Origin of the sequence: Pseudarthrobacter sp. Y6, from assembly GCF_050156205.1 — a bacterium.
GTDB lineage: Bacteria > Actinomycetota > Actinomycetes > Actinomycetales > Micrococcaceae > Arthrobacter.
Genome location: NZ_CP189574.1, coordinates 1,164,380 through 1,175,481 on the forward strand (window position 1 = coordinate 1,164,380; position 11,102 = coordinate 1,175,481).

An 11,102-nucleotide genomic window follows, 5' to 3' on the forward strand; every position below is an offset into this window, starting at 1 on the left:
GCCGATTCGGGCGTCAGTCTTTCTTCAGTTCCTCGGCGAGCATCACGAGGATCCCGCTGGGACCGCGGAGGTACGTGAGTTTATAGAGGTCGGCATGGGTCCCCACGCCGCGTAGCGGATAGCATCCGTGCTTTGCAGCAACCTCAAGGGCCTTATCGATGTCGTCTACCGAGAAGGCCACGCGGTGCATGCCAATGTCGTTGGGACGCGTCGGGTTCGACTCGATCGCCTCGGGATGGATGTATTCGAAGAGCTCAAGTCGACCATGACCGTCTGGGGTCTGGAGCATCGCGATGTTGGCGTGGTTTCCATCAAGTCCAACGGCAGTATCGGTCCAGTCGCCGCTGACCGTGTCACGGCCGACGACCGTAAGACCGAGATCGGTGAAAAAGGCGATTGCTGCTTCGATGTCGCGAACAGCGATACCCACATTCTCAAATTTGATGGCCATGCGTTGAAAGCTACCAAGGCGGAGCGATTAGCTCCAGTGGCGAGGCGCCACTTCCGTTCGTTGGCCGATCCTTGAACGGACAGGGTTACCGCGTACCGCAGTCGTACGTGGTATTGGTGAATGGCTCGGTTCCATATGCTTCGGGCGGTGCACTTTTCGGAAGTAGGTCCAGGAGTTGTTGGGTGTGGGCGGGGATCTCTACGGCTGCCAGCCCGGTGATGAGTTCCTTCAAGGGAACAGGCTCATCGACTAGGACCTCGTCGTTCGACAGGAGCCTGCTGGGCACCATCGTGTCGAGTTCGGGCTCGCTCAGTGTGGGGCCTAAGGCGCACAGTGCGTCTGCTTGAGCGCGAATGCGAGCCTGAAGTCCGGCGGTGCCGCCCGTCAGGGTGATAGTTTCGACCTCGATCGCCACGGCCAGCGCTGTCCCAACCGGCGGCCGCCCTCCGGCGGGAAGCAGGAATGCGGGGTACGGGCCGACGCCCCGCCCCCGCACTCCGTTGGTTGAACTAGCTTACCGATACAGCTTTCCAAGCCGCCGCAACCGCCTGCGCCTCTGCTGAACCCGGACCGTAAAGGTCGTTTGCCGCACTGATTGTTGCCGCGCGGGCCCCGGAGAAGTTGGTGCTGGAGGTCATGTAGACGGTGAGGGCCCGGTACCAGACCTGTTCCGCCTTGTCCCGGCCGATCCCCGTCACACTGGAGCCGTCACAGGTGGGCGATGTATGGGTGCGCCCGCCGATGGTCTTGGTGCCGGAGCCTTCTGCCAAGAGGTAGAAAAGGTGGTTGCCCACGCCGGAGCTGTAGTGGACGTTAAGTGTCCCCACGGAGGAATTCCAGCAGTTTGCCGAAGCGCCGTCCAAGGCGGGGTTGTCCATTCGGCGGAGGCCGGAGTGGTTCTTGAGGTCGAATTGTTCGCCGATGAAGTAGTCTCCCGGATCCTGTGTGTTGGCGGCGTGGAATTCCACCATGGTGCCGAAGATGTCGCTGGTGGCCTCGTTAAGTCCGCCGCTTTCACCGCTGTACGTGAGGTTCGCTGTGTTGCCGGTGACCCCATGGCTCATTTCGTGCCCGGCCACGTCCAGCGATGTCAGGGGACCGTAGGTAACGCCGTCGCCGTCACCGTAGGTCATCTTGCTGCCGTCCCAGTAGGCGTTAGAGTAGTTGACGCCGTAGTGCACGCGGTTCCAGGACCCCTTGCCGGTGTTCCAGACTCCGGCGCGCTGGTGGATCTGGCCGTAGTAATCCCACGTCTTGGCGACCCCGTACTGGGCGTCCGCGGCGGCAGAGGCGCGGTCCGTGGTGGTGCTGTTGCCCCAGATGTTGTCCGCATCTTTCATGGGGCTCAGCGTGATGCACCCGCTGCCGGTGCTCTGGCACCGGGTGGAGTCCTTGCCGTTGTTCATGTCCGCGGTGTAGTTGCCGCCACGTGACGGGTCCTCGAGCAGGAACTGGCCGCTGAGCGCGGTGGCGGTGAGCCCCACGCTGCCCCCGTACAGGCTCTGCCCGGTCCCGGAATAGGATCCCGAACCGAAGTCCGCAGCGGGCGCGCCGCCCGGGCCCTTCTTTGTCCCGGGTGCGGCAGTGGCGTTCACGGCGCGCAGGGTGGTGATAGTTTCCACGGAGTCCACGACGGCGCCGTTCACGGCGTCGACGTAGACCTGCCGGTGGCTGGGCGTCTGTCCGTCGGCCTGGAACCCGGTGGTGACGAGTGCCCAGACCAGGCGGGGTGAACTTGTGGTGGTGTCCACCATCAGGTCTGGCCTGCCCTGGACGTCACGGCCCTCCGCGGAGGCAGCGGCTGCGGCGGCCTCAGGTGCAACTGCCGGAGCGGTGGAGATGCTGATCGGCGAGAGCCCGGCCAGGCTACCGCCCGTCTCACGCCCTTGGGCGTCCAGGTGCAGGACAAAGTCCCCGCCCCGGACGGGGAGGCCTTGGTAGGTGCGCTGCATCCGCACGTGGGTGGCGCCGTCGCCATCCTGGAGTGCGGCAGTTGGGCTGGCGGCAAGGGCGGCATCCGAGCGGGCGGCGCGTGCTGCCGCGAGGGCAGCCTGGGCTTGCGGGGCAACGCGTGCGACGTCCACTGCATGGGTTCGGAGTGGGTTGGGCGGGGGTGCTGCCATGGCCGGAACCATGGCCGGCAACAGGAGGGCGCAGGAAAGCGCCACAGTCGCCGTGCCGTACAGGACGGACTTTTTGGTCATTGTGTGACTCCTTGAACAGGGGTGACTGGCGCCCAGGATTTGGCGCAAGTATTGACAGTATGTGTCAATTGTCCTAAAAATGTAAGAAGAAAAATAACAACCTTGTAAACATAGTCTGCGGCTGGACGGGAAGCGGAGCGTGACCGCTATCCGTGGAGTGCCCGGTAGGACGCGGCCGCCGGTTGACTTCCCGCTCCTCGGCTACCGGTGGGACGGACGCCTCGACCAGGTCAAGATGATCACCCTCACGAACTGCACGTTCGATGGCATCGTCTACGACGTCGAACGCGTGATGGCCGAATGCCTCGCCATCAAACCGGACCTTGTCTTCCTCTGGGACGAGGCCTGGTTTGCGTTCGCCGGATTCCACCCGGTCTACCGCCGCCGCACCGCAATGGCCGCTGCGCGCAAACTCGAGGCGGACTTCGCTGATCCCGGCTCTGCCGAACGCCAAGCAGCCCAGGCCCGCAGTCTCCATGATCCCCACACCGGCGAGCCGCTCGACGATGAGCTTTGGCTGTAAACGCGACTGCTCCCGGATCCTGCCGTCGCGCGCCTGCGCGTCTATGTCACATAATCGGCGCACAAGACCCTTACAGCGCTCCGGCAGGGATCGATGATCCACGTCTTTGACCAGGAGTACGGAAACCTGAACGAGGAAGCATTCCATGAGGCGTACATGACACATACCTCAACGTCGCCGAACTACCAGATCCTCGCCTCCCTCGACATCGGACGACGGCATGGATGTGCCGGTTGGGGCGATTGAAGGAGGCAAGATTTTCATCCAGGAGAGCCTGTCCATGAATAGCAAAGCCAGGACTTACTGGGGACTGAAGTAACGCCCCGGAATAGGTTCGTGACCCAAAGCAGCCATGCACCAGACTTAGGGGCGTGACGAACAAACCCCGTCCAGGCCTCGCGATCGCTGCGCTCAGCCTCGGCACCTCCCTGAACCCGCTGAACTCGTCCATGATCGCCGTCGCGCTGGTGGTCCTGCGGGAGGATTTCGCGCTCGACGTCGCCACCGTCACCTGGGTGATCACCTCGTTCTACCTCGCGTCTGCGGCCGGACAGCCGCTGATGGGCAGGCTCGCGGACCGCTTCGGGCCGCGGCGCCTGTTCACGTTCGGGATGGCCCTGGTGGCGGTGACGTGCGCGCTGGCGCCGTTCGCGCCCAACTTCGCGCTGGTCTGCGTGGCCCGCGCGCTCATGGCCGTGGGGACCGCGACGGCGTACCCGTCCGCCGTCGTGATGGTCACCGAACTGAGCCGGCTGGCGAAGCTGCCGTCCACCCGCCCGCTGGGCCGGATCCAGATGGCGAACACGTCGGCGGCCGCGGTGGGACCCGTCGTCGGCGGTTTGTTGGTGAGCCTGCTGGGCTGGCAGGCGCTGTTCGCCGTCAACCTGCCGCTCGCGCTGCTGGCGCTGATTGTGGTGCATCGCGCGGCGCCGGCCGATGCCGGACGCGAAACCGGGAAGCTCGCAACCCTGATCCGTGACTCCGACATCCCCGGCATCCTGGCCTTCGTCGCCTCGCTGATGCTCGCGATGATGGCGCTGCTGAACGTGATGCCGGGATACCGCTGGTGGCTCCTGGGCGCGGCGACCTTCATTGCCGCGCTGTTCGCGTGGCGGGAGCTGCGCTTCCGTCCGCCGTTCCTGGACCTGCGGCTGCTCGGCCGGAACCGGCCGCTGCTGCTGGTGTATCTGGTGTTCGTCGTCTTCAGCGGCGTCTACTATTTTGCGTTCTTCGGCCTGCCGCAGCTGCTGCAGGAGGCGGGACATTACGACGCCGGGCTGGTGGGCCTGCTGATGCTGCCCCTGGCGGCGATGTCCGTGGTGGTCACGCCGGTGACGGTACGGCTGATTGAGCGGTTCGGCGTGCGCTCGGTGTTGATCGCCGGTGCGCTGATCCTGCTGGTTGCCTCGGGCGGGCTGGGGGCGTTGACGTTGTCCCTGTGGCCACCCTTGGTGTTTGTGCTGACCGCGTTGATGGGTGTCCCTTACGGAGTGGTGAGCACGGCTTCGAACCAGGGCCTGTACGTGTCCGCCCGGCCGGAGGAGAGGGGAGTGGCGGCTGGTATCTTCCAGACCTGCCGCTACCTTGGGGCCATCACAGCGACGGTGCTGATCGGTGTGCTGTACGGGCCAGGCGTGAACCAGTCGAACTGGGGGCTGATGGTTCTAGTGATGCTGGGGCTGGGCGCCGTGGTGCTGGGGTTGGCGGCGGCGTGGAAGCGGAAGGGTTTGTAGGCGGGGTGGGCTCGTCTGAGCGTCTCTAAGCAGTATGGCCTAACTACCAGCCTGGCGTAATCAGCCAGCCACCGCTGCCTTCGCGGCCTGCGAGGCCCTCATCCACTCGCTCATCCACGGTGCCCGGACGCTGGACGTGATCCGGCAGTCGGCCACGAAGGTTCCCTTGGCGCCGGCATCGATCCAGTCCTGGAGCGCCGAAAGGTCGGCAAGCGAGCGGATGATCGCCGACTCGGCACCGAGCGCGCGGGCGATGCCGCTGAAGTTCACCTCAGGGATCAGCATGGGCTTTTCGGTCAGGCCCTGGGAGCCGTACTGGTGGATTTCCGCTCCGTAGGCGGCGTCGTTGTAGATCACCACGATGGCGCTGGCCGCCGCAGCTATGAGTGATTCGAGGTCGGACAGGCCCATCAGGAAGCCGCCGTCGCCCGAGGCCAGCACCAGGGTGCGGCCGTCCTCCAAGGAGCGGGCTGCCCCAACGGCGCTGGCAAGGCCCAGCCCGATGGCCTGGTACGCGGTCCCCACCATGACCAGGTCCTGCGGCCGGGGGATGTGCCAGTACATGGGTGCCCAGCCGACGAAGTGCCCTCCGTCCTGGACCACGGTGCGGCGCTCCGGCAGCACGGCATCCAGTGCGGTGGCAAGGGAGCGCGGGTCCAGCCGGCCGTCCGGGGTTTCCGTGGAGCCTGGGTGGTGTGCTGGTCCTTCGGCCAGGCGCTTGCGGGCTTCCGCGCGCCAGGCCTCAGCCGCAGCCTCACCATCCAGCATCCGGAGGAGGCGCGCCGCGGCGGACTTCGCGTCCGCACTGACGAACAGATCAACCCGGGGATTCGTTGGCTGCAGGGCGGTGTCGATCTGGATGACCGTGCTGTCCGGGCCGAGCAGGTGCCCGAACCGCATGGTGAAGGGGCTCAGGCTCGCCCCGGCCACCAGGACCACATCGGCCTCGCCCATGAGCCCGGCCGCGGTGTCCGTGCCGAAGCCGCCAGCGACGCCGAGGTACCCGTCGCCCGGGAGGAGGTTGAGCGCCAGGGCGGTTCCGGCCGTCAGCGCGCCCAGGCGGTCGGCGAGCTCCCGGAGCTCCGGACCGGCTCCGGCGAGATGCGCACCCCGGCCGGCCAGGATCAGCGGCCGCTTCGCCCCGGCGAGCAGGCGGGCTGCCTGCCCAAGGCCGCCGTCGACGTCGTCCGTCACCTTCGGTGCGAGCGGCGCCGGAAGCTCTTCTTCCGCAGCCTCGAGCGCCGCGAGGTCGTAGGGAATGGCGAGGACGACGGCGGTCCGCCTGGTGAGTGCGTATTCCACCGCCTGCTGGGTGATGGCGCCCGCGGCGTCGCGGGTGACGGTGAAGGTCGCCGCGCCGAGGCCGGCCGCGATGGCCGCCTGGTCCACGTCCTGCGGGCGGGCGCCGCTGCTCGGCGCGTCCCCGGTGACCAGCACGGCGGGGATTTGCGCCTGCACGGCCTCGGCGAGGGCGGTGAGCGCGTTGGTGTAGCCGGGGCCGTAGGTGGTGGTGCCCGCCGCGAGGCGTCCCGAGGCCCGGTAGTAGGCGTCGGCCGCGGCGATGGCCGCGCCTTCATGCCGAACGGGGGAGAAGCGCAGGCCCTGCTTCTCCGCGGCGTCCAGGAAGTAGACATTTCCGTTGCCCATGACGCCGAAGACATCGCTGACATAGCTGCTGAGAACCTGCGCCACACGGCCGGAGACGGTAAGAGTAGTCATGCAGGAATCTTGTGGCGTAGTTCACGGATAGGCAAGAGAGCCGAGTTTGGTTGGGATATTTGGCAGGGGACTGCCCGTAGAAGTGAAAATTTGCCCACTTGTGGTGTGCATCACTCGTAGTTAGTTGGAAGGGCGGGATTCCTGCTCGGAGAGCCGCGCCAGGAGGCCGTCGTAGCGGGGCGGCATGAGTTCCAGCACGGAAATGGCCGTGCTGGTCCGCTGGATCCCCTCGATTTCCAGGATCTCGTTGGTGATGCGGTAAAGATCGGCCGTACTGCGGGCCACCACCTTGGCCATGAGGTCCGCGTCCCCGGTGGTGGCGTGCACCTCGATGACCTCCGGGATCGCGGCGAGCCCGTCTTCCACGGCACCTGTCCGGGTCTGGCTGATGGACAGTGAGAGGAAGGCCATGAGGTCATAGCCCAGCGCGGCGGGGTCCAGCCTCCGGCTGAAGGAGCGGAGGGCGCCGCTGCGTTCGAGACGTGCCAGCCGGGCGTGGACCGTGTTGCGTGCGACGCCGAGCGTGCGGGAGAGTGCCAGGGCGCTGGCTTCCGGATCCTTGTCGAGGGCCAGGATGATCCTGCCGTCGAGGGAGTCCAGGGTGCGCGGGTTCGGGATGGTCATATTTTCACCAGAGTTACTAGAAGTTGAGCAGAAGTCCCAATGGGTTGAGGGTATCTTGCATTGTGGGGCGGGTCACAATCATGATCGGTCCTTATGACCCGTGATCAGCTCCTGACCGCACCGGACACCGCGATCCCCACCCTTCGTGGCGCTGTGGCCGGACTTCCGTCCTACGTCCCGGGCCGGCGCAGCGCCGGAACGGACATCGCCGCCCTTGCCAGCAACGAAAGCCACTACGATCCACTGCCCGCTGCCACCGCTGCGGTGGCCGAAGCGGCCGGCAGGATGAACCGCTACCCGGACATGGCCGCCGTCGAACTCCGCGAACGGCTCGCCCGGCACTTGGGCGTCACCGCCGGGGAGATCGCGGTGGGGCCCGGCAGCGTGGGGGTCCTCCAGCAGATCATCACCGGACTGTGCGACGCCGGGGATGAGGTGATCTTCGCGTGGCGCTCCTTCGAGGCCTACCCCATCCTGATTGAGCTGGCAGGCGCCCGGCCGGTCCGCATCCCGCTGGACGACGCTGAAGGCCACGACCTCGACGCCATGGCCGCGGCCGTCACTGCGCGCACCAAGGTCATCCTGCTCTGCACCCCCAACAATCCCACCGGCGTCCCGATCAGCCACGCACACATCGAAGCCTTCCTGCAGTCCGTCCGCTCCGACATCCTGGTGGTGATCGACGAGGCCTATGTGGAATATGCCGAAGCAGGCAGCGGCCCCGACTCCCTGGCGCTCTACCGCCGGTACCCGAACGTCTGCATCCTGCGCACCTTCTCCAAGGCCTACGGACTCGCCGGCCTGCGCGTGGGATACGCCGTGGCGGCGCCGGCCATCGCGGAGGGACTGCGCCGGACCGCCCTTCCCTTCGCGGTGAGCGCGCTGGCCCAGAAGGCGGCCATCGCATCGCTGGACGCGGGGGAGGAGATGGAAGCGCGGGTGGCGGCCGTCAGGCAGAAGCGCGCACGGATGGCTGCTCAGTTGGAAGCCCGGGGCTGGAAGCTGCAGCCGAGCCAGGGCAATTTCCTGTGGATCCGCGCCGATGAGAGCCTCCTGGCGAGGCTGGTGGACGCGTTCGACCGAGCGGGCATCCTGGTCCGGGCGTACCAGGGGGACGGCGTGCGGATCACCGTGGCCGACCCCGCCTCCAACGACCGCGTGCTCCGGCTCCTGGAAACCCACGCAGCCTAAGAACCGACTGACCTCAAACCCAATCCGTTCCACCTACAACCAGAGGAATCCCCATGGAACAACAGACAATGACGTCTGCCCGCCCACTCGGCGCCGCCCTCAAACCACGCCAGCTCACCATGATGGGTCTCGGAAGCGCCATCGGCGCAGGCCTCTTCATCGGCTCCGGAGCGGGCATCCAGGCTGCCGGCCCGGCGGTGCTGATCTCCTACCTCGTGGCCGGCACCCTCATCATCCTGGTGATGTGGGCCCTCGGCGAGATGGCCGCCGCCGACCCGGACAGCGGCGCCTTCTCCGTCTACACCGCCAAGGCCTACGGGCCGGTGGCGGGTGCCACTGTGGGCTGGCTGTGGTGGCTGCAGCTCGTGGTGGTCATCGCGGCGGAAGCGCTGGGTGCGGCAGGCCTGCTCGCCACCATCTTCCCTGCCCTGCCGGTGTGGCTGATGGCCTTCGTGTTCATCGTGGTGCTTACCGCCGTGAACCTCACCAGTGTGAAGAACTTCGGCGAGTTCGAGTTCTGGTTCGCCCTGCTCAAGGTGGTTGCAATCGTCGGGTTCCTCCTGGTGGGCGCTGCCTTGCTCTTCGGCTGGCTGCCGGGCGTCCAGTCGCCGGGCCTGTCCAACTTCACCGGTGCCGGCTTTGCACCCAGCGGTTTCGCCGGTATTGCCACGGCACTCTTCGTGGTGGCGTTCGCGTTCGGCGGCACCGAGATCGTTTCCGTGGCGGCAGCTGAAACCGCAGAGCCGGCACGCAGTGTGAAGAAGGCAGTCCGGACGGTGCTGTGGCGCATCCTCATCTTCTACATCGGCGCCATTTTCGTGATCGCCGCAGTGGTTCCCGTGGGTTCGGCGGGGCTGAAGAGCCCGTTCGCCGCCGTGCTGGACGCCGCCGGCATGCCCGGCGCGGCCACCGCCATCACCTTGGTTGCGGTCGCAGCACTGCTCTCCGCCCTTAACGCCAACCTCTACGGTGCCTCACGGATGGCGTACTCCCTCGCGGAGCGGGGTGAAGCGCCACGCCTGCTTGCCTCGGTGTCCAAGGCGCGTGTCCCGGTGGTCGCAGTCCTGGCCAGCGTCGCCTTCGGCGTTGTGACGGTGGTGCTGGAGCTGGCCTTCCCCGAGAAGGTCCTTCCCGTCCTGCTCAACATCGTGGGTTCGACGTGCCTGTTGGTGTGGACGTCCGCGCTCCTCGCCCAGCTCGCGCTGCGCCTCCGCGCCGACCGGGAGGGAACGGAGCTTCCACTGCGGATGCCCGGATTCCCGTGGCTCACGGTGTTTGGTCTGGTCATCCTCGTGGCGATCTTCACGGTGGGCTTCATCGGCGAGGATTCCCGGCCCCAGCTCCTGAGCACTTTCGCACTCGTAGCGCTGCTGGCGGTGGCGAACTGGCTCCACCACCGTTCCGGCAAGGTAGCGCCCATTGTCGAATCCTCGGAGCCCGCCAAGGACCCGGTGCTCATCGACTGAATCAGGCGCTGTGAACGCCTTCGTGGGTTCGTGTGAACAGAGGGCGCGTCCGGACTTGCCGGGCGTGCCCTTTGTCATGTGCCGGGCTGGCTGATGTTTGCCGGGCTGTGGTTGCCGGAGCTTGCCAGGTCATGCCCCGACGGCGGCGCCTGCTCTGAGCCCGGGTCCGTGAATCGTTCCCGAAGTTCTGGCAGGGGCGCTTTTAGGGGCAGGTACATCTTGAGAATTGGTGCCAAAAGTGGCACCATAGTGCATGTGGCGAGCATCGACAAGATCGAGAAGCAAGCTAGAAACTCACCTGAGAACGTCTCCTACAGTGACATGCTCAAACTCTGTACTCATTACTTTGGCGAACCGAGGTCAGGTTCTGGAAGCCACAACGCAATCTTCAAAATGCCCTGGGCGGGGGATCCCAGGATCAATCTGCAGAACAAGAATGGCAGGGCCAAACCGTACCAGGTGAAGCAAGCCATTGCTGCTATCGATCGGAGCAAGGAGAAGTAGATGTCAACCCGTAAAGCAGCTGCCGCGCCGTCCCCGGTGGCGCAGTACCGTTACTCGGTCCAGTGGTCGCCGGAGGACCAAGAATTTGTGGCAACGGTTCTCGAGTTCCCGTCCCTCTCCTGGTTGGATGAGGACCAGTTCGAGGCGCTCCGGGGCATTGAACGCCTGGTGTCCGACGTTATCGACGAACTTACCCGGTCAGGCGAGCCAGTGCCTCAGCCAATTGCAAGCCAAACCTTTAGTGGCAGGCTCAACCTTCGAGTACCCCCAGAGCTTCACCGGAAGCTAGCGATTGAGGCTGCCAATCACGGGGTGCCCCTGAACAAGTACGCAACTGAGCGGTTGACGGCATAAGCAAGGTTCACGGGTTACAAAAAAACGCATAGCGCTAAGAACTTTTGTAACTGCCTGGAATGTCCGTGGCCAGGGCTAGGTTGCTTGCATGACCAAAGACTGCAAGACAACGAGAACCGCCACGAGGAAATGTCTCGTGTGCGGGCATGAAGCCTGGCGCATCATGTACGGCATGATCATGCCCGACGCCCGGGAGCAGTATCCGAAAGCGGAGTTTGCCGGCTGCGTCATGATGGAGGAACTCAGGATTTACCCGGCTACTGGCAAGGTTGAAACGGGCGTGCCGAAGTGGGCATGCCAGAATGCCGAGTGCCGGCACCGTTGGTGGTAGGC

10 protein-coding genes and 1 pseudogene are annotated in these 11,102 nt (G+C 65.6%); 6 read left to right on the forward strand and 5 right to left on the reverse strand.

What is annotated here, in order from left to right:
• Positions 1-13: 13 nt before the first annotated feature.
• The 3 genes from ACQCSW_RS05675 to ACQCSW_RS05685 all read right to left on the reverse strand — a co-directional run bounded on the left by ACQCSW_RS05675 (position 14) and on the right by ACQCSW_RS05685 (position 2,655).
• On the reverse strand, positions 14-451 hold the full coding sequence (locus tag ACQCSW_RS05675) for a VOC family protein (protein WP_426989876.1): 438 nt from the start codon (positions 449-451) through the stop codon (positions 14-16).
• Between the two features lie 85 nt (positions 452-536).
• Positions 537-866, reverse strand: a complete 330-nt coding sequence (locus ACQCSW_RS05680) for a hypothetical protein (protein WP_426989877.1) — start codon at positions 864-866, stop codon at positions 537-539.
• A gap of 94 nt (positions 867-960) precedes the next feature.
• The gene (locus ACQCSW_RS05685; protein WP_426989878.1) at positions 961-2,655 is read right to left on the reverse strand and encodes a M4 family metallopeptidase; all 1,695 of its coding nucleotides are present in this window, start codon (positions 2,653-2,655) and stop codon (positions 961-963) included.
• 193 nt (positions 2,656-2,848) lie between these two features.
• On the opposite strand from ACQCSW_RS05685, the pseudogene ACQCSW_RS05690 reads away from it, so the two are divergent.
• A pseudogene (locus ACQCSW_RS05690) lies at positions 2,849-3,397 on the forward strand (ornithine decarboxylase); the annotation flags it as partial.
• Positions 3,398-3,549: 152 nt separating this feature from the next.
• A complete protein-coding gene (locus ACQCSW_RS05695) occupies positions 3,550-4,911 on the forward strand; it encodes an MFS transporter (RefSeq protein ID WP_354249452.1) in 1,362 nt (453 codons plus the stop codon).
• A gap of 60 nt (positions 4,912-4,971) precedes the next feature.
• On the opposite strand, the gene ACQCSW_RS05700 is transcribed toward ACQCSW_RS05695, so the two are convergent.
• Both ACQCSW_RS05700 and ACQCSW_RS05705 read right to left on the reverse strand, forming a co-directional pair.
• The gene (locus tag ACQCSW_RS05700; RefSeq protein WP_426989879.1) at positions 4,972-6,630 is read right to left on the reverse strand and encodes a thiamine pyrophosphate-binding protein; all 1,659 of its coding nucleotides are present in this window, start codon (positions 6,628-6,630) and stop codon (positions 4,972-4,974) included.
• A gap of 120 nt (positions 6,631-6,750) precedes the next feature.
• Positions 6,751-7,254 (reverse strand): Lrp/AsnC family transcriptional regulator, encoded by a 504-nt coding sequence (locus ACQCSW_RS05705; RefSeq protein WP_426989880.1) that lies wholly within the window; start codon positions 7,252-7,254, stop codon positions 6,751-6,753.
• Between the two features lie 93 nt (positions 7,255-7,347).
• Here ACQCSW_RS05705 and hisC point away from each other — a divergent pair, with 93 nt between their 5' ends.
• From hisC to ACQCSW_RS05725, 4 genes are all read left to right on the forward strand, one after another.
• On the forward strand, positions 7,348-8,445 hold the full coding sequence (gene hisC, locus ACQCSW_RS05710) for a histidinol-phosphate transaminase (protein WP_426989881.1): 1,098 nt from the start codon (positions 7,348-7,350) through the stop codon (positions 8,443-8,445).
• Positions 8,446-8,498: 53 nt separating this feature from the next.
• The gene (locus ACQCSW_RS05715; RefSeq protein WP_426989882.1) at positions 8,499-9,911 is read left to right on the forward strand and encodes an amino acid permease; all 1,413 of its coding nucleotides are present in this window, start codon (positions 8,499-8,501) and stop codon (positions 9,909-9,911) included.
• Positions 9,912-10,415: 504 nt separating this feature from the next.
• Positions 10,416-10,769, forward strand: a complete 354-nt coding sequence (locus ACQCSW_RS05720; protein ID WP_426989883.1) for a type II toxin-antitoxin system HicB family antitoxin — start codon at positions 10,416-10,418, stop codon at positions 10,767-10,769.
• Positions 10,770-10,857: 88 nt separating this feature from the next.
• Positions 10,858-11,100: a hypothetical protein gene (locus ACQCSW_RS05725; protein ID WP_426989884.1), complete on the forward strand. Its 243-nt coding sequence runs from the start codon at positions 10,858-10,860 to the stop codon at positions 11,098-11,100.
• Positions 11,101-11,102 lie beyond the last annotated feature (2 nt).

Bases quoted from the DNA above. Each gene is read 5' to 3' on its own strand.
- hisC (WP_426989881.1), top strand. From the start codon at position 7,348: ATGACCCGTGATCAGCTCCTGACCGCACCGGACACCGCGATCCCCACC.
- ACQCSW_RS05715 (WP_426989882.1), top strand. From the start codon at position 8,499: ATGGAACAACAGACAATGACGTCTGCCCGCCCACTCGGCGCCGCCCTC.
- ACQCSW_RS05705 (WP_426989880.1), bottom strand. From the start codon at position 7,254: ATGACCATCCCGAACCCGCGCACCCTGGACTCCCTCGACGGCAGGATC.
- ACQCSW_RS05725 (WP_426989884.1), top strand. From the start codon at position 10,858: ATGACCAAAGACTGCAAGACAACGAGAACCGCCACGAGGAAATGTCTC.
- ACQCSW_RS05675 (WP_426989876.1), bottom strand. From the start codon at position 451: ATGGCCATCAAATTTGAGAATGTGGGTATCGCTGTTCGCGACATCGAA.
- ACQCSW_RS05685 (WP_426989878.1), bottom strand. From the start codon at position 2,655: ATGACCAAAAAGTCCGTCCTGTACGGCACGGCGACTGTGGCGCTTTCC.
- ACQCSW_RS05700 (WP_426989879.1), bottom strand. From the start codon at position 6,630: ATGACTACTCTTACCGTCTCCGGCCGTGTGGCGCAGGTTCTCAGCAGC.
- ACQCSW_RS05720 (WP_426989883.1), top strand. From the start codon at position 10,416: ATGTCAACCCGTAAAGCAGCTGCCGCGCCGTCCCCGGTGGCGCAGTAC.